Below are 24571 nucleotides of genomic sequence, written 5' to 3' on the forward strand. Positions count from 1 at the left end.
GTCCCCCGCCGGCGGCCGGCTCATTTCGGCCGCGTGATCTGCGCTTCGTTCGCGATCGTGATCACCGCGACAATCGTGACCGTTGCGGGATGTTCGTTACCCACCGACACCACGCCTTCACGAATCGTCATTCCGCCCACCAACGAACTGTCGACCCTCACCGAGCTCGAGTCGGCATCGACAACCACCACCACGGGTGAGGACACGGCACAGAATCTTCCCGATTGGACAATTGGGCGAGTCGTCGCACTCGCTCCCCGGGTCGACAATTCGCGCTTTCATCAGGGATCGGTCACGCCCGATTCACCGATACAGGACTCGTCGGGCTTCCATTTCTCCACACCCGATCGATCAGTCAATTGCTCGACGGGCACCAACGGGAGGTCGTCACTGGCCTGCCGTATCAACGAGGGTGGCGACTCCGGCCCCACGACGCGACGCTCCCGTCCGTCCACGGAGCCGGCCTCCTGTGACTGGGCACCCGATTACGCAATCCTCAGCTCGGACGGCCCGCAACGCGGTGCCTGCACCAATCGCTATCCGGTTCTCTATCGCTCATCAATAGTCGACTTCGGGTACACGATTTCCATTTCCCGATTCTCCTGCCTCGTCGAGACAGTCGGCTTGTTCTGTCTCGAATCGCGGTCGAAAGCGGGATTCTCGGTGACCGACAGCGGATACCGAACAATCTATGCGGCTGATCGTGCGCCCGAAGATCTGGTGGCACTCTCCCCGGAAGAATCGGACGAATCAGCCCGACGTGCGACGACCATCACGTCCACAACTCGGACATCACGGGCCACCACTCGCCCCGAGACACCCCGACTGCGGCCATCCGACAGCAGTACAGTGCCCACTTCCTAAGAATTCTCGGGTCCCGACTTCCCTGAGTCATTTCGATACTTTATGGTCTAGGCGGGGGTTCTCAGCGACTACTCATAGTTTGGGTCTAAGCTGTGCACCGAAGAATAGATCAAAACGGGGTGGATAAGGTTTAATAGACCCCCACGGCCGAGTTGGTCGCATGACACAAATCGAGGGGAAAGCGTTTCATGGCGAAGAAGGAAATCGTTCAGGTCATCGACGATCTCGACGGCAAGGTTTTGGATCAGTACGAAACCGTTCGGTGGTCACTCGACGGCAAGAATTACGAGTTCGACACTTCGTCGAAGCACGCTCAGCAATTCCGCGATTCGCTCTCGAAGTACCTCGACATCTCGCGCCAGACCGGCCGGGTGGGCAAGCGTACGACGGCCACCACCGCAGCCACCGGCGGCGGGCGCAACAAGGAGACCACCAAGGCCATTCGCGAATGGGCCATTCGCGAGGGCTACGAGCTCAGCGACCGCGGCCGTATCCCGCAGAGCATCATCGAGGCCTTCGAGGCCGCACACTGACCGGTCACGCGTGAGGACTTCCTCGCCCGTCCCGAACCACCGCCCGGCTGCACTCGTGCGCCGGGCGGTAGTCGTCTGTGGGGTGCAGACGTGAGGGCGCTCGAACCACTCGGCGCACCGGTCGACCCGGTGGAGGCGTTGGCCCGTATCTCCTGGCTCCTCGAACAGCGGCGGGAAAGCACTTATCGGGTGGAGGCGTTCCGGCGCGCCGCCCAGGCCGCGGCACGACTCTCCTCCGACGAGCTGCGGGACCGTGCGTCGGGCCGAACCCTCACCACGGTGAAAGGGATCGGCAAGACGACGGCGGCCGTCATCGGACAAGCCGTCGACGGCCGGGTCCCGGAGTATCTCGCCCGGTTGCAGGACGACGATCCGACCCACCCGCCGGAAGGTGCCGACGACCTGGTCGCCGCCGTCGTCGGGGATCTCCACGCGCACACCGAATGGAGTGACGGCGGCTCTCCCATCGACGAGATGGCCTCTGCCGCACACGCCATGGGTCACGAGTGGCTGGCCATCACCGATCACTCACCTCGACTGACGGTCGCCAACGGGTTGAGCGCCGAACGGCTGGCTGCCCAGATCGAGGCGATCGATGAGTGGAACAGCAGGCAGGCGAACGGTTTTCGTCTCTTTCGCGGCATCGAGATCGATATTCTCGACGACGGCGCACTCGATCAATCGGACGAGATGATCGAGCGTCTCGACATCGTGACCGCCTCCGTGCACTCTCACCTGCGGATGGACCACGACGCGATGACGGCACGTCTGGTCGCCGCGGTCTCCGACCCGCGCGTCCACGTCCTCGGGCACTGCACCGGCCGCCGAGTGCTCAGCGGGCGCGGCCACCGGCCCCCGTCGACCTTCGACGCCCGTGCAGTGTTCGAGGCGTGCGCGGCGAATGACACGATCGTGGAGATCAATTCGCGTCCCGAGCGCGTGGACCCGCCCGACGAACTGATCGAGATCGCTCTCGAGGCCGGCTGTCTGTTCGCGATCGACTCCGATGCTCACGCACCCGGGCAGCTCGAGTTCAAGGTCCTGGGTGCGCGTCGCGCCGTCGAGCACGGCATCGACCCGGACCGGATCGTCACGACGTGGTCGTCGGATCGCTTGCTGGAGTGGACTTCCCGATGAGCCGGGCAGCGAGGGGAAACAGCAGTACCGTCGTCGCGCCGGCAGCCACCAGGGTGGAGGCGAGGGCTGCGGAGATGAGCTCCGAGGACACCGCGACCTCGGTGACCGCCACGATGATCGGCAGTCCGGTCGCGGCGAACAGAGCCAGCTGACCGCGCTCGCGCGGGTTGTTCAGGAAGTGCTCGTCGTCGAGGTAACGAGCGCTGAACCAGACCGGGACGCCGCGGGCGATCGCGATGGCCAGCACCAGGACCACCCAGGTGCCGGGCTTCGACGCGACCGCGGACACGTCGATGTTCATACCCGAGGTGACGAAGAAGATCGGGATGAGGACCCCGAACCCGATGACCTCCAAGGATTTGCCGACATGCGGATGCTCGGGTCCGATGAGTCGGCGGAGGATCAGTCCCGCGGCGAACGCACCGAGCACGACGTCGAGGTCGAAGACCGCGGCCACCGTCATGAGGGACACGAGCAGCAGGACCACGACGCGCACCGGCAGCTGCACGGTTCCACCGGCCATCTCACCGATGGCCCGTCCGATCCCGGGGACGCGCGCAAGGATGCGTTGTGGGGCAGCCGCGATCAGCAACGCGGCCAACACGAAGAGCACCAGCACGATCACCGCTCCTCCGAAGCTCCGGCTGGTCAGCAACAGCGACATCGCGAGCACCGGTCCGAGCTCGCCGACCGCGCCGTGCGCCATCACCGCACGCCCGAGCCGGGTGTTGTCGAGGCCCGCCTGCTTGAGTATCGGCAGCAGGGTGCCGAGCGCGGTCGAGGTGAGGGTGATCGCGATCGCGATGTGGGCGGTGAAGCCGGCCTCGCCCAGCCCCAGCGCAAGGGTCGTGGCGACCAGTGCCACCGATCCCCAGGCGATGAGCAGACTCACCGCCCAGGACAGCTGCGCGACGCGACCGGTTCTGCCGCTCAACAGCTTCGGGTCGAGTTCATAGCCGGCGAGAAGGAACAGCATGCCCAGACCGAGCTGGCTGAGCATGTCGATGCCCGTGCGATCGGCCCAGTCGAGCGCGTGCGGTCCGATGACGATGCCGAAGACCAGCAGCAACACGGCATCGGGAACGTACCCGCGGGACAGCCTCGACAGCAGCGGGCACACCGCGGCGATGAGGACGATCCAGAACAGCGACACGATCACCGAGGTGTCGGTGGACGCGGACTCGGCGAGAATCATGCAGAACATCCTGGCACGGCGCCACTCTCGTCACGCGAGAGCGTCGCGTTCCCCGACCACACGGAGGCCGTGGCGAACCGGTCAGGTACGGCGGATGATGACCGAGGTCATGCCGGACGCCGATCCGATCAACTCGATGACCGCTCCCCCGGGCCGCGTCGGGGCTCCGGCCTTGTCCTTGACCTTCGACCAACCGGACAGGTGGAGGTCGCGGTGACGGACCTCGTGTTCGGGCCCGAGCTTCAGTTTCACCGTCGACGCCGAGACCTGCAGTTGCACCGAGGTCGACGGTCCGGTGAACCGCGCCGCGGTGAAGTCCAGGTCGACGGTACCCACTGACGCTGTCGCGAGGATCGAGGACGGCACCTCCCACACGCCCTTGCGTCGGACCTCGCTCCAGTCCGCGTCGAGGTGGAGCGGTTCGGCGGCGGGGCCGGTCGGTGCGGCAGCGGGTGGTCCGGGGAACAGCTTGGCGGCGCTGGGGAGATCCTCGAGCACCGTGCGGAGTTCGCGGCGGGTCTTCGCCGTGTACACCAGTCCGGAGCGGTCCTCGAACTCGACGATCTCCAGATATCCCGCTGCGAAGGCATCGTTCAGCAGCGCGATCGCGCGCTCACGCTCGGGGTTCCCGACCCGTAGATCATCATCGGATAGGCGGTCGACCATGTACCCCACCCTAGGCACCGGGCCACGGCGGCTCTAGTCACGAGGGATCAGCGGCGCGTGATCAGGTGCCATCAGCGCCCCGATCCGCGAGAAGATCGGGTTGCCACCGTTCTCGTAGGAACCGTCGGGTCCGAAGGCCGCCGCTTCATAGGTCACCGCGACGGCGATCGAGACCTTCTGGTCGGGAAGGTAGCCGACCACGGCGGCGTAGCCGTTGAACAGCGGGTTCTGGACGAGCCAGTCCCCGGTCAGGACCACACCCATCCCGTAGGTGTAGCGCTCGTTCATCGCCACGCACGTCGCGCATCCGGGCAACGGCCGGGCGATCCCGCGGAGCCTCGTCGACGTCATCGTCTCGTAGGACTCCTTCGAGAGCGTCTCACCGGCGAAGAGCTTGCGTCCGGTGGCCTCGACGTCGTAGATGTTCGACGTCTGGATGGCCCCGTGGGTGATGCTCCACGACGGATTCCAGCCGGTGGTCTCCTCGTAGAACGGCGCTTCCGGAGGCAGTTTCAGGATTCCGCGTCGCTCGGAGGAGTACGCGTGCAGGGCCGGATCGGGGATCGCCGCGGTCAGGTTCGACACGGTGTTACTCAGACCCAGTGGCTCCGAGATCCGTTCGCGGAGCAGATCTTCGACGGGCTTACCGGTGATCTTCTGCAGCGCCAGACCGAGGACCACGTAGTTGGTGTGGGCGTAGTTCCAGTTGGTGCCGGGCTTGTACAGCAGCGGCTTTTCCATTGCGTACGAGAGCATCTCGCCGGTCGTCCACGCCTTGAACGGATTGTTGAGTTCTTCCGTCTCGAACGCGTCGTTGCCGAGAACGTAGTCCTGGTATCCGGAGGTCATGGTCGCCAACTGGCCGAGCGTCACCTCGTCGGCGTGCGGAATCTCCGGGACCCACCTGCCGATGGTGTCATCGAGGGCCACCACCCCCTCGTCGACGAGCTGCAGGAGAACCGCGGCGACGTACGCGATGGCGACGGAGCCGTTGCGGAAGTGCATGTCGGGGGTGGCCGGGATACCGGTCTGGGATTCGCCGAACGCCTTGGTGATCACCTCGTCGTTGTCCTGCGTCACGCGAACGATCACTGCCTTGAGATGCTTCGACGTCATCACGCCTTCGACGATCTGCTCGATCTCGGCAGCCTTCCCGGGGTCCGAGGAGGTGGCCGAGCTCGGCGAATCCGAGGACGAACCGGATGTTCCGCAGGCCGCGAGGGCGGCGACCATCAGTATTGCCACGATCCCCGACCAGCGCTTCGCCATACGGTCAGCATCTGTGACCGACAGCCACCGCATACCCGGATTCGACGGGTATGGCACATATCCGACGAAAGCTAGGTGCGGGCGGCTCGACCGTCGGAATCTCCGTAACGCTCCCTCGTCTCCGGGCCCGCCGCGGGCCCGGCCGTGTAGACGAACCCGGCCCCGTCGACACGCTCACCGGTGTCGGCGTCGACGACCACCGGTTCGACCTCACGGCGCGTCTGTTCGTCGACGAGGATCATCGACCGTTCGTCGGGCGCCAACTGCGCATTGCGCCAGGCCGCCATCACGACGAGCACCGGACGCAACGAGCGGCCGAGTTCGGTGAGCACGTACTCGTGTCGAACAGGATTCTCCTGATATCGGCGCCGTTCCAGGATGCCGCCCTCGACAAGGGTTTTCAGTCTGCTGGTCAGCATGCTCGACGACAGTCCGATGTTCGCCCGGAACTCGTCGAACCTCGAGTAGCCGTCGAAGCAGTCGTGCAGGATCAGCACCGTCCACCATTCCCCGACGATCCCCAACGTCGTCGACAACGGACATTCTCGATCCTCGAGCCTGATCTTGGTGGCCATCGGGTTCCTCTCGTCACCAGTTGGTGCTAATTTAGCAGTGACTTGTTACTTCTGTCGTAGCACCAACCCCTGGGAGATCCTCGTGACGAACACCTCGATTGCGGACTGTCCGGACGCGGTCCGCGCCTTCATGCGGCTGACGACCTGCAACGACCGAACCGCAGCCACCGCATTGTTCACCGAGGACGCCGCGGTCACCGATGATGGCCGCGACCACGTCGGCATCGCGTCGATCCGCGACTGGCTCGATCGCGAGGCGAGTGAGTACACCTACACCACGACCGTGGTGGGCGCATCGAGCTCGCCGACCGACGGAGCCGTGGTGACCACTCGGCTCGAGGGCGACTTCCCCGGCGGCGTGGTCGATCTCGACTACCGGTTCGGCCTCGACGAGCAGGGACGACTCCGCCGCCTGGTCATCGAACCCACGGGCACCTGATCCACCCCGGCGGAGCCTGCGCCGTGGCCGGATCACAGCCCACGCGGGAACGCGTGGCGTAGCGTCGCCGGTGACCCGACCAGCGCGACCCGAGGCGGCGACCATGACCACTGCCCCACCGACGATGCCGGCCGCGTTCATCGGACACGGCAATCCGATGAACGCGTTGGAGCGCAACCGGTACACCGAGGCGTGGCGAGCGCTGGGGCAGGCGGTTCCGAAGCCGCGGGCGATCCTGGTGATCTCGGCGCACTGGTACACCAATGCGACGGCGGTCACGGCGATGCCCCGCCCGCGCACCATCCACGATTTCTACGGGTTTCCGCAGGACCTCTTCGACGTCGAGTACCCCGCTCCCGGCGACCCCGAGGTCGCCGAGATGGTTTCCGACGTCGTCAAACCCACGTGGTGCGGCCACGATCTGGACAGCTGGGGCATCGATCACGGCACCTGGTCGGTGCTCGTCCACACGTTCCCCGACGCCTCGATCCCGGTTCTGCAGTTGTCGCTCAACGCCTTCAAGGACTTCGAGCATCACTACGAGCTGGGCCGCAAACTCGCGCCGCTTCGCGAGCAGGGCGTGCTCATCATCGGCAGCGGCAACATCGTCCACAATCTGCACGCGATCGATTTCGCCAGGGCCGACACCGGTTACGACTGGGCCCATCGGTTCGACGACGCCGCCCGTGAAGTACTGCAGGACAACCCCTCTGACGTCTTGAGCCTCGACGGCCATCCCGACTTCGACAACTCGGTGCCGACACCGGATCACTACCTGCCGCTTCTCTACATCGCCGGTCTCGCACAGGAATCGCCGCTCGATCTGCTCGTCGACGGCCACGCGGCCGGTTCGATCTCGATGGCCGCCTACACGCACGGCCTGGACGTGAAGACGGGAACGTTCGGCGACACGCCGGCCGCCGAACTGCCCGACGGGTTCCCGTCCCTGGACTCGAACATCTGACGCGTCAGGAGTTCAGGAACTCGTCGATCTGGTTGATCGCGCTGGTAGCTCCTTCGACGACGCCCATGTCGAGCACCTCTTGGAGCGCTTCGGCGGAGTCGTAGGTGCTGATGTAGGTGGCGACGGTCTTGCCGTCCTTCTCCACGAACGCGTACGAGTTACGCGACTCGGGCATGTCGGTGAGCGGGTTGAGGTCCGCGTCGGCGAAACCGTCGAGGAAGGTGAAACCGTGTGGCTCGTCGACTGATTCGACCTTCCAGTAACCGCCGAACTTCTCACCTTCGGGACTGGTCATGTAGTAGGTGACCTTGCCGCCCGGCTTGAACTCATGGTCGACGAAGGTCGCGGGATAGGTCGGTGGGCCCCAGATCTTCTCGAGTTGACGCGGATCGGCGTAGATCTGCCAGACGCGTTCGACGGGGGCGGCGAACTCGGCGTTGATGGTGATCGTGCGGGCGTCGAGGTCCGGGGTCACATCGATGACAGGCATTGGTCATTCCTCCGATGGTGTTGCAGTTGTTGGTGTTTCGAGCGAGAGCAGGTCGTCGATGCGCGCGATACGGCCGCGCCACACCTGTTCGAGTTCGGAGAGCATGGAGGCCACCGAACGCACCGCGGCGACATCGCCACTGGCCAGTTGCTCGCGCCCCTGACGACGCTTCGTCAGCAAGCCCGCCTTCTCCAGCACGGCGACATGCTTCTGCACTGCCGCGAAGCTCATGTCGTATTTCGCGGCGAGTACCGAGACCGAGTGTTCACCGGCGAGCACGCGTCGCAGGATGTCGCGACGGGTGCGATCGGACAGCGCGTGGAACAGGGCGTCGGCCCTGTCCTCCTCGTCTGGCGATGTGCCAGTGGTTCCGGCCACACCTCCAACATACAACCAGACGGTTGTATGTCAACCCCTACGCCAGTACTCGTCATGCGTCACCGCGGCACCGCCAGACTTCAGCCCGACATACAGACTTCATCCGAAGTCTGTGCCCCGAGTTGAGGTCGACCGGTCTACGCCACCCTCGGCGAGGACCAGGCCCAACGCGTCACTGCTCGGTGACGCGACCACGCTCGACGTGCCAATGCCGGTCGACGCGGACGTTCGACAGCATCCGCCGGTCGTGGGTGACCAGCAGCAGTGCGCCGTCGTAGGAGTCGAGCGCCGACTCGAGTTGCTCGATCGCCGGGAGATCGAGATGGTTGGTCGGCTCGTCGAGCACCAGCACGTTGACGCCTCGAGCCTGCAGCAACGCCAGCCCGGCCCGGGTGCGCTCCCCCGGCGACAGCTCGCCGACCGCCCGGTCGACATGGTCGGCGCGCAGGCCGAACTTGGCCAGCAGCGTCCGAACGTCGGCCATGGTGTGGTCGGGTACGAGTTCGGCGAAACGGTCGGCCAGCGGCGTCATACCGGTGAACTGCCCACGCGCCTGGTCGATCTCACCGATCGCGACGTTGGCACCGAGCTGCGCGGAGCCCGAATCGGGTTCGAGGTGGCCGAGGAGGAGCCGGAGCAGCGTCGACTTGCCGGCGCCGTTGGGCCCGGTGATCCCGATGCGCTCCCCGGCGTTCACCTGAATCGAGACCGGCCCCATCACGAAATCGCCTTGGCGCACAACGGCGTTGTTCAACGTCGACACGACAGAGCTCGATCGCGGCGCCGAGCCGATGGTGAACTCGAGGACCCATTCCTTGCGCGGTTCGGCGACCTCGTCCAGGCGCGCGATCCGGCTCTCCATCTGCCGGACCTTCTGTGCCTGTTTCTCACTGGATTCGGTCGCGGCACGGCGTCGGATCTTGTCGTTGTCGGGCGCTTTGCGCATCGCGTTGCGGACCCCCTGGCTCGACCACTCACGTTGCGTGCGCGCCCGCGCCACCAGATCGGCCTTCTTCGCGGCGAACTCCTCGTACTCCTCGCGCTTGTGTCGTCGCGCCACCTCGCGTTCCTCGAGGTAGCTCTCGTACCCGCCGCCGTACACGGTGTTGGTGTGCTGGGCCGAGTCGAGTTCGAGGACCCGGGTCACCGTGCGCGCGAGGAACTCTCGGTCATGACTGACCAGCACGACGCCGCCGCGGAGGCCTGCGACGACCTCCTCCAGGCGAGCGATGCCGTCGAGGTCGAGGTCGTTGGTCGGCTCGTCGAGCAACACGACGTCGAAGCGGGAGCACAACAATGCCGCCAGTCCCACCCGGGCCGCCTGGCCGCCGGACAGCGCGGTCATGGGGGTGGTGTCCGGGTCGATGAGATCGGTGGCGAGGCCGAGGTCGGCGAGCACCGCCGGCAGTCGTTCGTCGAGGTCGGCGGCACCGGTGGTGAGCCAGTGGTCGAGCGCCGCGGCATAGACGTCGGCGGCATCGTCCGGGGCCGAGTCGTCGGCGAGTGCCGCGGCGGCAGCGTCCATCGCCTGCGTGGCGGCCGTGCATCCGGTGCGACGCCCGACGTACTCGCGGACGGTCTCACCCGGAATCCGCTCGTGTTCCTGCGGAAGCCAGCCGACGAAGGCGTCCGACGGTGCCCGCGACACCGATCCCGCCAGCGGCGCGAGGTCGCCGGCCAGGACGCGCAGCAGCGTCGTCTTGCCCGCCCCGTTCGCTCCGACCACCCCGACCACATCGCCGGGAGCGACGGTGAGGTCGAGGTGATCGAACAGGACGCGGTGGGCGTATCCGCCCGCGACGTCCTTGGCTACGAGAGTTGCGGTCATCGGTCAATGGTCGCACCACCGATGACCTCGGCCGTGCCCGGTCAGCCCCGGGGCTCCCCCGGACTCGGAGCGGGGGCCGGCTCGTCGGGCGCCCTGCCCAGCGCGAACGTTCCGTTCCGGAACATTAGCGGATACAGGATGCCGCCGATGAGGCCGCCCAGCAACGGGGCAAGCCAGAACAACCACAGCTGGCCGGGGGCACCGTTCCCGTTGAAGAACGCGACCGCCGTCGAACGTGCCGGGTTCACCGAGGTGTTGCTGATCGGGATCGAGACGAGGTGGATCAGCGTCAGCGTCAGACCGATGGCCAGCGGGCCGAATCCCGCTGGAGCCCGGTCGTCGGTGGCGCCGAGTACGACGAGCAGGAAGAACGCGGTGAGGACCACCTCGGCGATCAGGACGGCGAGCAGGGTGTAGTTGTTCGGCGAGTGGTCGCCGTAACCGTTGGCCGCCATGTTTCCGGTCGCCTCGAATCCGGGCTTCCCGCTGGCGATGACGTACAACAGGGTGCCGGCGAGCAGGCCGCCGGCGACCTGCGCGACCCAGTAGCCCGGGAGATCCTTGACCGGTAGGCGGCCGCCGACCACCGCACCGAGCGTGATTGCCGGGTTGAAGTGCGCGCCCGACACATGCCCGACGGCGTAGGCCATCGTGACGACCGTCAATCCGAACGCCAGCGCGACGCCGAGCAACCCGATGCCCAGCTGGATGAGGGTGTCTCTGTCATCGCCGGCGCTCGCGACGTACTTGGCAGCGAAGATCGCGCTGCCGCAACCGCCGAAGACCAACCAGAAGGTGCCGAACAACTCGGCGAGCAACCGGCGTGGAGTACTTGCTGTCATGAGACCTGTCTCCTTCGCCCGGCTCGTCGACTACAGGCACGGCAGCGCCGAGCCGGTCCCAACCACCGCCTACCGAGTGGAACGCAGTCGCCCCTGCGGTGTCTGCGGGTTCACCGATCTCATGCCAAGAATTGACCTTCCGCGTCCCTCAGTTCGAGGACCGCCCGCGGCCGCGGGTCGACATCCTCATTCGACTGCATGAAACACGGCAGGCCTCGCGCGGTGGCAACGGTCCGGATCGACACGGTCACGCCGCAGCCCGGAACCAGCATTGACCTGCAGCGACAATCCAGGCATCACTCACGATTCGTTTTTCTCGGACACCGCCGAGGGCGTCAGTGTGCGCGGTACTCTCCCCGAGTCGACGACCGCCGCGAGCCGTGGGTCGTGTTCCGCTGAGAGAAGGAGCCAATCGTGGGCAGTCCCTACGATCCGAACGAGCCCACCCGGCTCGGCCCGCAGGGTGGACAACCCGGGCCCGGCCAGCAGCCGTATGGCCAGCAACCCCCCGGCCAGCAGCCGTATGGCCAGCAGCCCTATGCGCAGCAGCAACCCTACGGCCAGTTCGGGCAACAGCCCTATGGGCAGCAACAACCGTACGGTCAGCAGCCCTATGGGCAGCAACCCTACGGTCAGCAACCGCCTCCGCCCCCGTCGTCCGGCGGTGGCAAGAAGTGGTGGTTCATCGGCGGTGGCGGACTCCTGCTCGTGCTCATCGTCGTCGTGGCCGTCGTCCTGGCGTTCACGCTGGGTGGCGGTGACAACAGCTCCGACGAGCCGAAGGTGCCGACCGCGTCGGCTGTCGCCATGCTGCTGCCGGAGTCCGAATTCCCGGACATCACCGGCGAATTCACGCTGGAGACCGAGCAGTCCGACGACGACGGCACCACCGTCGACAACGAGAAGTGCGCGCAACTGGTGAACACCCCGGACACCAGCGCCGACTTCGCGCAGCGCGAACTCTCCGAGACCGTCGACGGCGGCGAGGTGTTCTTCGGCCTCGACCAGTACAGCGCCGACGTGACCAAGCCTGCCGATGGTGGCTACGACGACTTCGACGACATCCTCTCCGCCTGCGAGACCTTCACGCTGAACCTCGAAGAGGACGGCGAGACCATCCCCGTGGCAATGAAACTCGACGAGCAGACCCTGCCCATCAGCGGCGACTACAAGGCCGTCCGGATGACCGGTCAGTTCTCCATCTCCGACATCGAGGTCCACATGGTGGGCACGCTGGTCGTCGGCGAGGAGCGCGGCGTCTCGTTCTCGGTGTCCCACAACACCTTCAGTGACAGCGCACCGTCGGTCAGCTCCGAGGTGACCAGCAACCTCGCCGAGATGTACACCGCGCAGCGTCAGCAGATCGCCGACGCCGCGTAGCTCGACGCTCAGAGCCGCCATCTCCGTGCGGGAACGCCAGGTGCAGCCCGGCGGTTCGACCGCGGAGGTGGCGGTTGTGCTGTGCCGTCCGAATTCCGCAGGGTTGAGACCTCTACCGACCGGGTACCAACTCACGGCATTGCGTACCGCGAGAGGAAGAGGTGGATGTGGTCGGCACGGACGCTTTCGACAAGATGGTCGAAGTCATCGACTACCCGGTGTTCGTGATCACGACCGTCGCCGAAGGTCGACGCTCGGGATGTCTCGTGGGGTTCGCCACCCAGACGAGCATCGACCCACGACGCTTCCTGATCGGGATCTCCCAGGCCAATCACACGCACGGTGTCGCGACAGCCGCCGAGTATCTCGCGGTGCACCTGATACCGAGCGATCACCGGGAACTCGCGGAACTGTTCGGGGGACAGACCGGCGACGAGATCGACAAGTTCGCGCGCTGCCGATGGTCGGCGGGACCGCACGGGTTGCCGATTCTCGAGGACTCGGAGATGTGGTTCGCCGCACGCATTCTCGACCGCATCGATGTCGGCGACCACACGGCGCACATCGTCGAGCCGGTCGACGGCGCGATTCTCGTCGACGATCCCGAGCGGGATTCGTGGGTCAGCTTCGCCGACACCCGCCACATCGAGCCGGGACACGACGCATGAGCGACCAGACCGACATCCTGAACGGCACCGGCTTCGACGCGCCGGCCTTCGCCGAACGTCTCTACGCCGACTTCCCCGAGGGACTCCGCACCAACATGGTGATGAGCATCGACGGCTCGGTCAGTTTCCGCGGCCGTGTCGGCCCGCTGTCCTCGCCGGCCGACCGCGCTCTCTTCCACGCTCTCCGCGCGTTGTCGGATGTCGTGCTCGTCGGAGCCGCCACCGCACGCGTCGAGAAGTACGGTCCCCCTACGCTGTCCGACGAACTGACCGAGTTGCGGTCGCGCAACCGGTGGCCAGGGGCGTCGGACATCCCGCGCCTGGCGATCGTCACGCTGACCTGCACACTGCCCGAGCGGTCGCTCGACGTTCCGCCCGAACATCGTCCGATCGTCATCACCTCGGCACAGGCCGACACCTCCGCGGTGCGGGGTCGAGCGGAGATCATCGCGCTCGGTGACGACGGCATCGATCTGACCGCCGCGATCGCCGGACTACGCGCCCGAGGCTTGCGGCGCATCAATTGCGAAGGTGGCCCGAGCCTGCTCGACAAGCTGTCCGAAGCCGACCTGGTCGACGAGTTCTGCGTGACGCTGGCACCCCAGGTGACCGCCGAAGGCAACCCGGTGACCGACCCCGCCGCCGCGGTGCGCAGCCCGCTCGACACCCCTCGTCGATTCCGGCTCAAGCACGCCGTCCCGCACGGCGACGACGTCTTCCTGCGCTACGTGCGGTGACTTCGGCGGACCCGTGCAGTTTCTCGGCGGTTCCACCGGGTACCCGCGGCCATGACCACATCCAGCGAGACCCGCCGGTTCGACGTCGTCGTCGTAGGCGGCGGCAACGCCGGCATCAGTGCCGCAGCACGCCTGATCCGGCGCGGCGTCTCTGACGTCGCGATCATCGAGCCGCAGGCCGTACACACCTACCGGCCGTTGCTGTCCTATGTCGGTGGCGGACAGGCGACACTTCGCGACGCCGAGCGCACCCAGCGTTCGGTGACCCCGGAATCTGCGACCTGGCTGCGGGATTCGGTGACGTCGGTCGATGCCGTCCGACGGACGGTCCGTTGTGCGTCGGGAATCGTCGCGGGGTACCGGGATCTGGTCCTGGGGGTCGGTCTCGTGCCCGACTCGGATGCGATGCCCGGCATCGGTGAGGCGATCGACGACCCGTCGGTGACCAGCAACTACCTGGACCGGGCGGAGAAGACCTGGGAGCTGGTGTCCTCGATGCCGCGCGGTGGTCGAGCGGTGTTCACGGTTCCGCGATCCCCGGTCAGCTGCACCGGCACCACCCTGAAGCCGCTGTTCCTCGCCGCCGCGCACTGGGAACGTACCGGAATCCTCCCGACCCTCGACATCACCCTGGTCGTGGATCGCCCGGCTCTGCTCGGCGTCGACAACCTCGACGCCCGCCTGTTCGCCCGTCTCGGCGAGCTCGGAATCCGTGTCCTCCTGGATACCGGGGTGCAGATACATCCCGACGGCCGGCGGGTCACTGCGACGTCGGCTCACCACACCGAGGAGCTGGAGTTCGACATGCTGCATGTGGTGCCGCCCTTCCGCGGCCCGTCGATGATCGAGGAGTCGGGACTCGCCGGGGACCACGAGCGCGGCCTCGTCGACATTGATCCGCACACTCTCCGTCATCGCACCCATCCTGAGGTCTGGGCGATCGGCGACGGTGCCGGAATCGCCACCGATCCGTCCGGAGGCGGACTCCGTCGGCAGGTCGAGATCCTCACCGACAACGTTCTCGCCGCACGTGACGGCGGGACCATGCGCGATTACGACGGGTACACCGTCGCCCCGATCACGACCGCATCGCATCGCCTCATCGCGGCAGAATTCGACCGGGACGGAAACCTGGCCTCAGCGCTGCCGTCCTTCGTCGATCCCCTGAAGCCCCGTCGCAGCGCCTGGGCGTTCGACCGTTACGTGCTTCCCCGCCTGTACTGGAATCTGATTCTGCGAGGCCGTGTCTGACGCGAGCTTCGGCGGGCCCACCGACGGCCACCGCTAGGATTCTCGTCCATGAGCAAGTCGAAGAAGAGCTGGAAAGAGCTGTCCCCCACCACAAAGGTCGCCATTGTGGCCGTCGCCGCGATCGACGCCGGAACCCGCGTGTGGGCCCTGCGGGACCTGGCCGGACGCCGCCCCGAGGAGATCAACGGCCCCAAGCGTGCCTGGATGATCGGCCTGTCGTTCGGTTCGACCGCCGGGATCGCGCCGGCGATCTACCTGCTGTGGGGCCGCAAGCGCCGGGGATGAAGCCACCGGGAGCGGCCGTCGAGCGTTCCGCGGAACACTCGACGGCGCCTCCGCGCGAGGCCGTCTCCGATCAGGGCACCACCCGGTATCGCAGCATCATGTCGTGATCCTCGTGGTCGAGGATGTGACAGTGCCAGACGTACCCCTGGAGATCCTTGGTGACCATGCCGTGCACGGGTCTGGCACCGGCGTGATTGTGGGGCGACGCCGGTGCCGGCCGGGCCGCCGCCTCGCCGAATGACGCGCGCGTCCAAGACTTCGTCGGATCGGACGAGAAGATCGCGTCGGGGTCGAACCCCAGTTCGTCGGCCGTCGGAAAGCGCACGACGATCGAGGTCACGTGCCCGCCGGTGGCGTGCACGGTGTCCTTCCAACCCGCTTCCCAGGCGGCCGGCCCCCGCATCGGTCCGGCGTAGAAGCGGCTCGGATCCGGCGCCCAGCGGGTACCGATCGGCGGCTGCGGGTTCGCCGCCTGGTACTCGACGGTGCGCAGGGGCCGTCGTCCGAGGATGCGGAACATGACCAGGTGCAGGTGGACCGGATGCGGGTCCGGGGTGATGTTGATGATGTCCCAGCGTTCGGTGGTGCCCGCCCGCGGCTTCTCTATCTGGGGGTCGGAGTAGCGCAGGTTGTTCAACGACATGATGGCCGGTGGAACACGCAGTTCATAGGGCTGGGAGACGCTGACCTTCCGGACGCGCTGCGGAGTGGCGATCGGCGGGATTCGTGCGGGACGTCCCCGACCGCCCCGAAGCGTCGTCGGGACGCCCCGGCGGTCGCCGCGTGCTGCGCCGGCGATGAAACAGCAGAACCGTGTCATGGCCACCTCCCCGAGCATCGCAGCCTGGAACGGCGGTGCCAGATCATTGCACAGATCCACGGTCTCGCCGGGAGCCAATGAGCTGAAATCGACGAGTAGATCGAAGCGCTCGCCGGGCGCCGCCTGGAACGAACGGGTGGGGACCGGCGCGTTGAGCAGGCCGCCTTCGTTGCCGATGACCCAGAAGCGCATGCGGTTGGAGAAGAAGAGATTCCACACCGAGAACGACGCCGCGTTGATCAGCCGGAAACGGTACAACCCGCGGGCCACCGTCATTTTCGGCCACACCTTGCCGTTGACCAGGCCGCGGTCGCCGACGGCGCCGCCCTCCCACATCCCCTGGGGGACCACCGGCGTCGAGCGCAGTGACTGATGGCCGTCGGCGCGGAAGATCTTCTCCTGCAGGATGAGTGGGATCTCGTACTCACCGGCCGGAAGACCGAGCGGGTTCTGGGGCGTACCCGTGTCGTGGTCGTCGCGCAGGAAGTACATCCCGGCGAGCCCGGCGTAGACGTTGGCGCGCGTGATCGCCATCGCATGATCGTGATACCAGAGGTGGCCGGCCTCTTGCCGATTGGGGAACTCGAACAGCGCCGTGCCGTGATGCGGCAGCATCAGCCGTTCAGGGTTGCCGTCGAATTGCGGTGGGGTGACCCCGCCGTGGAGATGCATCGAGGTGACCGGCTCGTCGCGGTACCGCTCGGAGACGCCATGTAGCGACGTGTCCAGATCCGCCGCGAGAATATGCTTGCCGAGCTCGCTGCGATAGTGCACGGTGGTCTGCTCGCCGACATGCGCCTCGATGGTGGGTCCCAGGTACGACTCGTCGTTATACGCCATCGTCGGCACCTTCGGCTGGTCGCGATGGAACCGGCTGCTGGTGGTGCGGGCGACGATCTCGATTGGCTGCGACGGCGACGAGGTGATCGTGCCCGGCACGGGAAGGTCGTCGACGTACGGAGCCATCTCCGGTGAATGGAAGATGGTCGGCCGCTTGATGGGCGGGAGCTTCGCGGCCGGCAGCGGATCCCCGGCTGCCGGCAGGGTGCCGAAACGGCCCGCCATCGCAGCCGCCGCGGTGGCGGCGGTTGTCCCCCACAGAAATTGCCGACGATTGATCCTCTGCCCCACGCGATCCCCTACCCCGGACGACTCGAAACTGATGAACCATACCACCGGTATGGTTCTCCGGGCACAGCTCCGTGCAACCCTCGAATGCCGGGTCGTCGTGGTGTACTCGTTCACGAGCATCGTCCGCGCCAACCGGAGAGGACCGCCCAACAGATGCCCGAGTCCCGTCGAAGCTCACGCCTGCACGCCACCGACTGGGTAGACGCCGCATTCGCACTGCTCACCGCCAAAGACGGAGGTGAACACGGGGTCACGATCGCCCGCCTGTGCACGACATTGGAAGTCACCAAGGGCAGCTTCTACTGGCACTTCAGAGACCTCGACGCCCTGTGGGAAGCGATGGCCGTGCGCTGGCAGGAGGAGAACCGCCGACGCGTCACCGACGTGGACGAGCTCTCCGAGATGCCGTCCGACGGCCGCCTGATCGCTTTGTCGACGATGCTGATCGGCAAGGATCATCTGACGGTGGAACGCGCCATCCGTAGCCGGGCGCGCAGCAACGCCAACATCGCCGACACGGTGCGCAACATCGACGCGGAGATCTTCCAGGCGGTCGAGGCCATCGTGCGTCAGTTCGGAATGGACCCGGGTCAGGCCCGCCTGTTGTCCGGCGTCCTGGTGTACGCCGGGATCGGCTACATCCACGGACACGAAGGGCTACCGACCATCTCCCGGGACGACATACAGCGCGCGATACCCGGGTTGTTGTCCTTGACCCTGGCCCAACCTTCTACCGATCCGGAACCGCCTGCGTCGGACAGCCCCTGACGCCGCGACTCACCCTGCAGTAGAACTGCTGCCTTAGATCACAAGCTAGTTCGCGAATGCATCCTCACATCAGTTCAGGAAGTACACATTCGGTCAGCGGCGCGAGATCCGAGGGCAACACCGATCCGTCGAGCGGTTGCCAGCGCAGTTCAGCGATCTCGGCCGCGGGATTCAGGCCCTCTACCTCCCGGTCGAGCACCGTCGAGCAGACGAAGACCGCTGCTTCGACGTCGAATCCGTCCTCGTTGGCGGCCGCGGCCCGGTAGTCGCCGCGCGGCTGGAGTTGAGAAGGATCGAGTTCGAGCTGTAGTTCCTCCCGGCACTCCCGGATCGCGGTCTGCAGCGCACTCTCGCCGGGTTCGGGCTTGCCCCCGGGGAACATGAATCGGATGGTGCCGCGCTTACGCACGGTCAGCACTGCGCCGGTGGAATCCCGAAGGACCACCGCACTCACCCGGATGACAGCTGACTCGACCACCCAGCCACTGTAGAGCCCGCGCCCGACCGGGGGCTCTACCAGCGGTCGCGTCCGAGTCCCCAGACCGATCCACACGTCGGCGTAGGCTCGAATCAACAGCGAAAATCATTGAAACGGTGGACTTTCGGAGAGTCGCGTCGAGGAGGTGATCCCGGTGGCATGGACCGGTGACCCGATCTGGCTGGCCGACGTGTTGCGTGCCGAGGGCCTGAAGGTGATCGAACACGCCGGCTGGCGCGGCCGCGGGCACGGGGACTTCCGCGACCTGCGCGGCGTGATGTGCCACCACACCGCAGGCGGCGGCCCTGACGACTGGCCGGTCGTGCAGAACGGGAGGCCTGGCCTGCCGGGGCCTCTCGCGCAACTCGTCCTCGAGCGCGACGGCACGTTCCGGGTGATCGCCGTCGGGGTGGCATGGCATGCCGGCGCCGGTTCCCATCCCGGGTGGCCGACCGACAATGCGAACTGGCATGTCATCGGGATCGAGGGCGTGAACAACGGCGTGGGTCAGGTCTGGCCGGCGGCGCAGATGGATGCCTACCGGCGTGGCTGTGCGGCGATCCTACGTCGGATCGGCCGACCCGCGTCGGATTGCGTCGGTCACAAGGAGTGGTCGTCGGAGGGCAAGATCGACCCGAGCTTCGACATGGTGTCGTTCCGCGCCGAGGTCGCCCGCCTCATCGCCGGCGGCCCACCGGTACCCGTGGAGAACGAGATCGACGCCGAAGCCATTGTTGCCCGTGCCTGGATCGGCGCCCGGCTCACACATGGGGAGCTCCCGACCGCGGACGGCATCGGACGGTTCGCCCGGTTCGCCAACGGTTCCATCTACTGGCATCCCGATGTGCGGAACGGCGAGGCTACGGCCGTTCCGGCACACCTGATGGAGACCTACGCGCAGTACGGCTACGAGACCGGATTCCTCGGCTACCCGACGCTGCGCCACACCGTCGTGCCCGGCGTCGGCGACATCCAGGCATTCGAAGGCGGAACCCTGTACCGCCGTTACGGGCACGACGGTTTCCCGGTGCGCGGTGTCATCGGCAGACGCTGGGCGGCGGAAGGCCACGAGACCGGACCCCTGGGCTGGCCGATATCCGACGAGTACGACAACGGCACCGGCGGACTCGCACAGGACTTCCAGAAGGGGCGCCTGCAGTGGGACCCGTCCGGGGTGGTCAAAGAGATGGGTCGGCGCAGCGACGCCGTGTGATCACCAGACCGTCCATACCTCAGGGTGGCGATCATCGTCGCGGCATTCGTCCTCGTCGCGGTTGCCGCGGTGTCCTTGTGAGTACCGGAACGAGTCATGGCCGGTGCTGGCGACCGAGACACTCCCCGACGATCAGCTGCCGGTGTTGTCCAGCCACCTCAAAAGCGAGTACAGGAACCGCGTCGAACCGGGCATGAAGTTGTTGCCGTGGTGGTATGTGGGGTCCAGGGTGGTGGCAATGATCCGGCCCGGCGTGCTGACGGTGTCCTCGTAGAGGATCGCGCCCGCGTCGGCGCGTGCACCGGTCTCGTCGGGCTCCTCCGCGACCACGAGCGGTACGACGTCGGCCTCGGTGTGCAGCAACCCGTGGTGATGCCAGATCACGGACTTGGTGGACAGGTACTCCCACGCCTCGTGCTCGGGGTTACGCGTACGGATCAACGGGTCCGAGCCCTCCAGCCACCTCCAGAAGTTGGTCGGACGAGGACTCCACGAGACGCCCGGAAGCCAGGTGTGGGCGGCGTTCTCACCGAGCACGACGAGCGTTCCGCCACGCTGAGGTACCGCGAGGAGCTGCGCGGTGTGCTTGCGAACGAGTTCGGGATGAAGCCGGTCGGCGAGCACGACGGTGTCGAACGCGTCGAGATCCCCGTCGGCGAGATCACCGAGGTAGACGAACTCGGGCTGATGCGCGATCACCGCCGGGTCCTTCAGGGTCTGCAGATGGAAGTGCGAGCCGCCGTGGACGAACGCCAGGCGCCGGCGCGAGCGCGGCGCACGGTCGGTGCGGGTGAAGGGTTCGGCGACGGCATCGGTGGTCGTGGTCATACCTGGGCCTCCTGCTGAGCGAGCCACGTGAGCAGCTGAGGAAAGATTCGTGCGGAGGTGTTCGGGTCCTCCTGGTAGACACCGACATCGAGGCCACCGTGGACGAGCACCTGGCCGGCGCCGAGCGGGTACGCGTAGTCGACCGGAAGTGCGTTGCGGCCGATGTGGTTTGCCACCACCGCCCCCTCCGGCAGCTTGTCACTGTAGCCACGGGCGTAGAAGCCGGACACCCCGCGTCGGAAACTGACGTCGACCGGATCAACTCCCTCCCACACGGGATGTGCGTCGCCGGAGACGATCGCGAGGTCCTTGGGGCCGAAGTACTGCAGCTTGCGCCACTTGCCGAGGCCGGGCAGGAAACGGGTCAGGGGATGCCCCATGATCGCGACCCGGCCACCGGCGGTGACGAACTCGGTGAGCAGGTCGCGACGTCGTTCGAGGAAGATCTGGTCGCAGTTGCCGTTGATCAGCAGCCCGCGGACGGTGGTCAGATCCAATTCGTCGAGCGAGTACAGGTCGACGGGCGTGACCTGAGCCGAGACGTCGGTGCCGCCGGACATGCCGGCGTTCGATCCCATGGTCAGGTGCAGAACAGTTGGAAGTGACTGCGGCGCAGTCGGTTCGGTACTCATCGAAATACTTTCTGTAGGGAGGGCGGCCGCGGGGCTGTATCCGCGAACGTGTCATATCGGGTGTAGAGAACGGTGCGGGGGCCGCCGCGGTCGTCGACGGTCGTACTCACCACGTCGATTCCGTACAGCTCGCTGAGCACATCGTCGGTGACGAGTTCCGGAACGGACCCTACGCGGATGTCGTCGACCGAACGCATCACCACGGCGCGCCCGCCGAGGTGTAGGACGTGATCGGGGTGATGGGTGGTGAGCAGGATGCCCATCCCCTCGGTCGCCAGATTCCGCAGTAGCTCGAGCACGCGGGCCTGGTTCCGTAGGTCCAGGGCCGAGACCGGTTCGTCGAGGATCAGGAAGTTGCAGTCGGACACCAGCGCTCGTGCGATCAGCACGAGCTGGCGCTGGCCGCCGGACAGTTCCGCGAAGCTGCGCGTCGCCAGTTCGGCGATCCCGACCCGCTCGAGGATCTCGCGGGTGCGTGCGGCGTCGGCACGGCTGGGGGTGGCGAACGCCGACACCTTCTTGGCCCGCCCCATCAGGACCATGTCGAACACCGAGTAGGCGAAGTTCGACGCACTCGCTTGCGGGACATAACCGATCGCGGCGTCGTGGGTGACCGTGCCCTCGGACAACCGCGTCAAGCCGGCGATACAGCGCAGCAGCGTGGTCTTGCCCTGCCCGTTGGGGCCGAGGATGGAGGTGATGCCTCCGTCGATGCGCAGGTTGGCGTTCCGGAACACCCAGTCGCAGCGCGGGTAATGGAAGCCGGCGTTCCGTAATTCCAGGGCGCTGTGGTCAGCCATCGATGAACGCCTGTCTGCGCGAGTTGCTCAGGAGCAGAACGAAGACCGGGGCACCGATGATCGCGGTGAGGATACCGAGCGGGATCTCCCCGGCACTGATGGTGCGCGACAAGGTATCGATGATCGTCAGGTATGCGGCACCGAGGACGAACGTCGTGGGCATCGAGATCCGGTGGTCGGGTCCGACCCACAGCCGGGCCATGTGCGGGACGACCAGGCCGACCCAGCCGATCACCCCCGATACCGCCACGGCACCGGCGGTCATGAACGCCACCATCGTCAGCAACACCGCGCGCAGCCGTCCCGGGTTCAGTCCGAGCGCGGTCGCGTCGTCGTCGCCGAGCGAGAGGATGTTGATCCGCCAGCGCAGCCCGATCAGCACCGTTGTGCCGATGAGGATGGGGATGGCGGCGATCAGCACCTTCCCCATGTCGGCCGTGGCCAGAGAACCCATGAGCCAGAACACGATCGACGGCAGCGTCGTGTACGGGTCGGCGACGTAGGTGATGAACGAGACCAGCGCCGAGAAGAAGGCGCTCGTGACCACACCGCCGAGCACGATGGTGAGGATCGGCCCGCCCGCCCGGGTGCGCCCGATCAGCAGCACCATGCCGAGCGCAACCAGACCGAACAGGAACGCCCCACCGACGAGGAAAGCCGATCCGAGCCCGAAGATGAGCGCGAGGACACCGCCGAACGACGCCCCGGAGGACACCCCGAGGATCTGCGGGCTCACCAGAGGATTGCGGAACGCCGCCTGTAGTGCCGCGCCGCCCAGGGCCAGCCCACCACCGACGAGCATGGCGAGCAGGACGCGCGGAAGTCGCACGCCCAGAACCACGTTGGTCTCCGCCTCGGTCCAGGTGCGGGGCAACGCGATCACCTCGTTGACGAGGATGCGGGCGACCTCGTTGACCGGAACGGTGTAGCGACCCACCGACAGCGAGATCAGGCCCACCGCAACGATGCCGATGGTCAGGACCAGCGGCACCACGATGCGCGTCGACGCACGTGTCTTCTCGGGCTCGACGACGAGCTCAGGCGCGGAAGTCGTCATAGTCCGCGCTGCCCGCGTTGACCGGCATGTGCAGGATTCGATCGATGTCGGCGTCGGTCACGTCGTATGCGTACAGCGTCCGGTAGGTCTCGCGGATGCGCCCGCGCAGTTGGTGGTCGACGTCCGGGAAGAAGACCGAGTTGGTCCACATCCACATCAGGTTGGACTCGTAGCACGGCGGGTCCCAGGAGAAACCGCCGAGCGGGGCCTTGTAGACCCGCTTGTTCTTCACCGCCGACAACGACGACCAGCGGGGATCAGCGTAGATGTCGGCGGGTGTCGTCGGTTCGAAGTTGCCGAGGATCACGATCTCGGGATCCCAACCCAGGATCTGCTCACGGGTGACACCGAAGCTCGAACCCTTACCCGCACCCGAGGCAACGTTCTTGCCGCCGGCCAGCTTGATCCAGAAGTCCATGTAGCTGTTGTCGGCGCCGACCTTGAGGTCAGGCGCGTTGTACATGTACATGACGCGCGGAGCCGCCGAGGCATGGGCTGCGGCCGCCTTCTCGACGGTTTTGCGGTCGGCGGCCATCGTCGCGAGGACCGCGTCGGCCTCCGATTTCTTGCCGAGCAGATCGCCGAAGATCGAGATCCACGCCTCGAGATCCTCCTGGGTGCCGTACTTGAGCAGCAGCACCTTCAGTCCGGCGTTACGCAGCGGCGCGACGATGTCGTCGCCTTTGTCGCCCCACTGGATCACGACGTCGGGGTTGAGGCTCAGGATGTGCTCGACGTTCGGCACGAAGTCGTTGCCGGCGACCACCGGGGTGTCGAGGAACGCCGGGAACATCGTGCCCAGCATGCCCTTGGAGGCCATCGAGATCGCGACCTCGTTGACGCCGACGTTGCGGGCGGTGGACTGGTCCGAACCGATGATCATCGACGGAACCGGGATGATCGTCGACGCGATACGGCCGACCGGGGTGTCGAAGGTGACCGTGTTCTGGTACTGGTCGACAACGGTGATCGGACCGCCCGCGGCGCCGGTGCCGGCGGCCTCGGAGACGGCTTCGCGGCTCGAGCACGCGGTGACACCCAGGGCGCCCAGGGCAAGCGCGGCAACCCCCATCGAGCGCATGAGGTCGCGGCGCGACAGGTTCGCGGCAGGGGTGGACGGACGGGGGCGGGCAGCCATCTGGACTCCACGACAAGCAGGCGGCGACGTGATGCGCTGCTCAGCGCTCGACGTCATCGGAACGGACAACTCAGGAATTAGGCAAGCTTATACTTACCAAGGTTAGGCTTACGCTACTACCCAAATATGTGCCGTTGTTCCCAGGCACGGAATTCGCGGGTCCCCCCAGAGACGGTGCGAGCGAGGCGTCCCGGGGTCGGCGACT

27 protein-coding genes are annotated in these 24571 nt (G+C 66.4%); 11 read left to right on the forward strand and 16 right to left on the reverse strand.

Annotation, left to right across the window (positions count from 1 at the left end):
* Positions 1–20: 20 nt before the first annotated feature.
* A complete protein-coding gene (locus PWF70_RS17395; RefSeq protein WP_042375637.1) occupies positions 21–206 on the reverse strand; it encodes a hypothetical protein in 186 nt (61 codons plus the stop codon).
* Between the two features lie 846 nt (positions 207–1052).
* On the opposite strand from PWF70_RS17395, the gene PWF70_RS17400 reads away from it, so the two are divergent.
* Entirely contained in the window at positions 1053–1397 is a 345-nt protein-coding gene (locus PWF70_RS17400; protein WP_006357382.1) for a histone-like nucleoid-structuring protein Lsr2, read from the forward strand.
* Positions 1398–1487: 90 nt separating this feature from the next.
* A complete protein-coding gene (locus tag PWF70_RS17405; RefSeq protein ID WP_035751056.1) occupies positions 1488–2534 on the forward strand; it encodes a PHP domain-containing protein in 1047 nt (348 codons plus the stop codon).
* Here PWF70_RS17405 and PWF70_RS17410 read toward each other — a convergent pair.
* The 4 genes from PWF70_RS17410 to PWF70_RS17425 all read right to left on the reverse strand — a co-directional run bounded on the left by PWF70_RS17410 (position 2488) and on the right by PWF70_RS17425 (position 6239).
* On the reverse strand, positions 2488–3729 hold the full coding sequence (locus PWF70_RS17410) for a cation:proton antiporter (RefSeq protein WP_006357380.1): 1242 nt from the start codon (positions 3727–3729) through the stop codon (positions 2488–2490). The two genes, PWF70_RS17405 and PWF70_RS17410, sit on opposite strands and share 47 nt — an antisense overlap.
* 81 nt (positions 3730–3810) lie before the next feature.
* On the reverse strand, positions 3811–4395 hold the full coding sequence (locus PWF70_RS17415) for a DUF1707 SHOCT-like domain-containing protein (protein WP_035751054.1): 585 nt from the start codon (positions 4393–4395) through the stop codon (positions 3811–3813).
* 33 nt (positions 4396–4428) lie between these two features.
* Positions 4429–5664, reverse strand: coding sequence for a serine hydrolase domain-containing protein (locus PWF70_RS17420; RefSeq protein ID WP_035751344.1), 1236 nt, complete (start codon positions 5662–5664; stop codon positions 4429–4431).
* A gap of 71 nt (positions 5665–5735) precedes the next feature.
* Entirely contained in the window at positions 5736–6239 is a 504-nt protein-coding gene (locus PWF70_RS17425; RefSeq protein ID WP_035751052.1) for a winged helix-turn-helix transcriptional regulator, read from the reverse strand.
* Between the two features lie 82 nt (positions 6240–6321).
* Between PWF70_RS17425 and PWF70_RS17430 the strand changes: the two genes are divergently transcribed.
* Positions 6322–6678, forward strand: coding sequence for a hypothetical protein (locus tag PWF70_RS17430; RefSeq protein ID WP_006357376.1), 357 nt, complete (start codon positions 6322–6324; stop codon positions 6676–6678).
* A 124-nt stretch (positions 6679–6802) separates the two neighbouring features.
* Positions 6803–7642: a 4,5-DOPA-extradiol-dioxygenase gene (gene ygiD / locus PWF70_RS17435; RefSeq protein ID WP_462433822.1), complete on the forward strand. Its 840-nt coding sequence runs from the start codon at positions 6803–6805 to the stop codon at positions 7640–7642.
* A gap of 4 nt (positions 7643–7646) precedes the next feature.
* On the opposite strand, the gene PWF70_RS17440 is transcribed toward ygiD, so the two are convergent.
* From PWF70_RS17440 to aqpZ, 4 genes are all read right to left on the reverse strand, one after another.
* Entirely contained in the window at positions 7647–8132 is a 486-nt protein-coding gene (locus PWF70_RS17440) for an SRPBCC family protein (RefSeq protein WP_035751049.1), read from the reverse strand.
* A 3-nt stretch (positions 8133–8135) separates the two neighbouring features.
* Entirely contained in the window at positions 8136–8510 is a 375-nt protein-coding gene (locus PWF70_RS17445; RefSeq protein WP_006357373.1) for an ArsR/SmtB family transcription factor, read from the reverse strand.
* Between the two features lie 172 nt (positions 8511–8682).
* Positions 8683–10338, reverse strand: coding sequence for a ribosomal protection-like ABC-F family protein (gene abc-f / locus PWF70_RS17450; RefSeq protein ID WP_035751047.1), 1656 nt, complete (start codon positions 10336–10338; stop codon positions 8683–8685).
* Between the two features lie 41 nt (positions 10339–10379).
* Positions 10380–11180 carry an aquaporin Z gene (gene aqpZ / locus PWF70_RS17455; protein WP_035751045.1) on the reverse strand — a complete coding sequence of 267 codons (801 nt, stop codon included), beginning with the start codon at positions 11178–11180 and terminating at the stop codon, positions 10380–10382.
* 414 nt (positions 11181–11594) lie between these two features.
* Here aqpZ and PWF70_RS17460 point away from each other — a divergent pair, with 414 nt between their 5' ends.
* The 5 genes from PWF70_RS17460 (at position 11595) to PWF70_RS17480 (ending at position 15501) form a co-directional block, all read left to right on the forward strand.
* A complete protein-coding gene (locus PWF70_RS17460; protein ID WP_035751043.1) occupies positions 11595–12560 on the forward strand; it encodes a hypothetical protein in 966 nt (321 codons plus the stop codon).
* A 194-nt stretch (positions 12561–12754) separates the two neighbouring features.
* Entirely contained in the window at positions 12755–13228 is a 474-nt protein-coding gene (locus tag PWF70_RS17465) for a flavin reductase family protein (protein ID WP_050918639.1), read from the forward strand.
* Positions 13225–13965: a pyrimidine reductase family protein gene (locus PWF70_RS17470; protein ID WP_035751039.1), complete on the forward strand. Its 741-nt coding sequence runs from the start codon at positions 13225–13227 to the stop codon at positions 13963–13965. The genes PWF70_RS17465 and PWF70_RS17470 overlap by 4 nt, the downstream gene beginning before the upstream one ends.
* Positions 13966–14016: 51 nt before the next feature.
* The gene (locus PWF70_RS17475) at positions 14017–15216 is read left to right on the forward strand and encodes an NAD(P)/FAD-dependent oxidoreductase (protein WP_286352682.1); all 1200 of its coding nucleotides are present in this window, start codon (positions 14017–14019) and stop codon (positions 15214–15216) included.
* Between the two features lie 48 nt (positions 15217–15264).
* Positions 15265–15501, forward strand: a complete 237-nt coding sequence (locus PWF70_RS17480) for a hypothetical protein (protein WP_035751034.1) — start codon at positions 15265–15267, stop codon at positions 15499–15501.
* A 70-nt stretch (positions 15502–15571) separates the two neighbouring features.
* On the opposite strand, the gene PWF70_RS17485 is transcribed toward PWF70_RS17480, so the two are convergent.
* Complete coding sequence (locus tag PWF70_RS17485; protein WP_279956960.1) at positions 15572–17452, reverse strand: multicopper oxidase family protein; 1881 nt, start codon at positions 17450–17452, stop codon at positions 15572–15574.
* Between the two features lie 153 nt (positions 17453–17605).
* Here PWF70_RS17485 and PWF70_RS17490 point away from each other — a divergent pair, with 153 nt between their 5' ends.
* Positions 17606–18220, forward strand: coding sequence for a TetR/AcrR family transcriptional regulator (locus PWF70_RS17490; RefSeq protein WP_035751030.1), 615 nt, complete (start codon positions 17606–17608; stop codon positions 18218–18220).
* Between the two features lie 64 nt (positions 18221–18284).
* On the opposite strand, the gene PWF70_RS17495 is transcribed toward PWF70_RS17490, so the two are convergent.
* Positions 18285–18698 (reverse strand): NUDIX hydrolase, encoded by a 414-nt coding sequence (locus PWF70_RS17495; protein WP_035751341.1) that lies wholly within the window; start codon positions 18696–18698, stop codon positions 18285–18287.
* 154 nt (positions 18699–18852) lie between these two features.
* On the opposite strand from PWF70_RS17495, the gene PWF70_RS17500 reads away from it, so the two are divergent.
* The gene (locus PWF70_RS17500) at positions 18853–19911 is read left to right on the forward strand and encodes an N-acetylmuramoyl-L-alanine amidase (RefSeq protein ID WP_035751340.1); all 1059 of its coding nucleotides are present in this window, start codon (positions 18853–18855) and stop codon (positions 19909–19911) included.
* Between the two features lie 132 nt (positions 19912–20043).
* Here the strand turns inward: PWF70_RS17500 and PWF70_RS17505 are convergent, their stop codons facing one another.
* From PWF70_RS17505 to PWF70_RS17525, 5 genes are read right to left on the reverse strand one after another with little or no spacing between them, the layout of a single operon-like run.
* Positions 20044–20739, reverse strand: coding sequence for a hypothetical protein (locus PWF70_RS17505; protein WP_035751027.1), 696 nt, complete (start codon positions 20737–20739; stop codon positions 20044–20046).
* Positions 20736–21371: a hypothetical protein gene (locus PWF70_RS17510; RefSeq protein WP_042375664.1), complete on the reverse strand. Its 636-nt coding sequence runs from the start codon at positions 21369–21371 to the stop codon at positions 20736–20738. Before PWF70_RS17510 ends, PWF70_RS17505 begins: the two co-directional genes overlap by 4 nt.
* Positions 21368–22171, reverse strand: a complete 804-nt coding sequence (locus PWF70_RS17515; protein WP_286352683.1) for an ABC transporter ATP-binding protein — start codon at positions 22169–22171, stop codon at positions 21368–21370. The genes PWF70_RS17510 and PWF70_RS17515 overlap by 4 nt, the downstream gene beginning before the upstream one ends.
* Positions 22164–23228 (reverse strand): FecCD family ABC transporter permease, encoded by a 1065-nt coding sequence (locus PWF70_RS17520; RefSeq protein WP_005198472.1) that lies wholly within the window; start codon positions 23226–23228, stop codon positions 22164–22166. The genes PWF70_RS17515 and PWF70_RS17520 overlap by 8 nt, the downstream gene beginning before the upstream one ends.
* The gene (locus PWF70_RS17525) at positions 23209–24366 is read right to left on the reverse strand and encodes an ABC transporter substrate-binding protein (protein ID WP_279957994.1); all 1158 of its coding nucleotides are present in this window, start codon (positions 24364–24366) and stop codon (positions 23209–23211) included. The genes PWF70_RS17520 and PWF70_RS17525 overlap by 20 nt, the downstream gene beginning before the upstream one ends.
* Between the last annotated feature and the right edge of the window lie 205 nt (positions 24367–24571).

The organism is Gordonia sp. Swx-4 (assembly GCF_030316175.1).
Taxonomy (GTDB): domain Bacteria; phylum Actinomycetota; class Actinomycetes; order Mycobacteriales; family Mycobacteriaceae; genus Gordonia; species Gordonia alkanivorans.

What these genes read in the sequence shown, in the direction of transcription:
- PWF70_RS17400 (WP_006357382.1), top strand. Translation starts at nt 1,053, where the DNA reads ATGGCGAAGAAGGAAATCGTTCAGGTCATCGACGATCTCGACGGCAAG.
- PWF70_RS17410 (WP_006357380.1), bottom strand. Translation starts at nt 3,729, where the DNA reads ATGATTCTCGCCGAGTCCGCGTCCACCGACACCTCGGTGATCGTGTCG.
- PWF70_RS17415 (WP_035751054.1), bottom strand. Translation starts at nt 4,395, where the DNA reads ATGGTCGACCGCCTATCCGATGATGATCTACGGGTCGGGAACCCCGAG.
- PWF70_RS17420 (WP_035751344.1), bottom strand. Translation starts at nt 5,664, where the DNA reads ATGGCGAAGCGCTGGTCGGGGATCGTGGCAATACTGATGGTCGCCGCC.
- PWF70_RS17425 (WP_035751052.1), bottom strand. Translation starts at nt 6,239, where the DNA reads ATGGCCACCAAGATCAGGCTCGAGGATCGAGAATGTCCGTTGTCGACG.
- ygiD (WP_462433822.1), top strand. Translation starts at nt 6,803, where the DNA reads ATGCCGGCCGCGTTCATCGGACACGGCAATCCGATGAACGCGTTGGAG.
- PWF70_RS17440 (WP_035751049.1), bottom strand. Translation starts at nt 8,132, where the DNA reads ATGCCTGTCATCGATGTGACCCCGGACCTCGACGCCCGCACGATCACC.
- abc-f (WP_035751047.1), bottom strand. Translation starts at nt 10,338, where the DNA reads ATGACCGCAACTCTCGTAGCCAAGGACGTCGCGGGCGGATACGCCCAC.
- aqpZ (WP_035751045.1), bottom strand. Translation starts at nt 11,180, where the DNA reads ATGACAGCAAGTACTCCACGCCGGTTGCTCGCCGAGTTGTTCGGCACC.
- PWF70_RS17465 (WP_050918639.1), top strand. Translation starts at nt 12,755, where the DNA reads ATGGTCGAAGTCATCGACTACCCGGTGTTCGTGATCACGACCGTCGCC.
- PWF70_RS17470 (WP_035751039.1), top strand. Translation starts at nt 13,225, where the DNA reads ATGAGCGACCAGACCGACATCCTGAACGGCACCGGCTTCGACGCGCCG.
- PWF70_RS17475 (WP_286352682.1), top strand. Translation starts at nt 14,017, where the DNA reads ATGACCACATCCAGCGAGACCCGCCGGTTCGACGTCGTCGTCGTAGGC.
- PWF70_RS17480 (WP_035751034.1), top strand. Translation starts at nt 15,265, where the DNA reads ATGAGCAAGTCGAAGAAGAGCTGGAAAGAGCTGTCCCCCACCACAAAG.
- PWF70_RS17490 (WP_035751030.1), top strand. Translation starts at nt 17,606, where the DNA reads ATGCCCGAGTCCCGTCGAAGCTCACGCCTGCACGCCACCGACTGGGTA.
- PWF70_RS17505 (WP_035751027.1), bottom strand. Translation starts at nt 20,739, where the DNA reads ATGACCACGACCACCGATGCCGTCGCCGAACCCTTCACCCGCACCGAC.
- PWF70_RS17510 (WP_042375664.1), bottom strand. Translation starts at nt 21,371, where the DNA reads ATGAGTACCGAACCGACTGCGCCGCAGTCACTTCCAACTGTTCTGCAC.
- PWF70_RS17515 (WP_286352683.1), bottom strand. Translation starts at nt 22,171, where the DNA reads ATGGCTGACCACAGCGCCCTGGAATTACGGAACGCCGGCTTCCATTAC.
- PWF70_RS17520 (WP_005198472.1), bottom strand. Translation starts at nt 23,228, where the DNA reads ATGACGACTTCCGCGCCTGAGCTCGTCGTCGAGCCCGAGAAGACACGT.
- PWF70_RS17525 (WP_279957994.1), bottom strand. Translation starts at nt 24,366, where the DNA reads ATGGCTGCCCGCCCCCGTCCGTCCACCCCTGCCGCGAACCTGTCGCGC.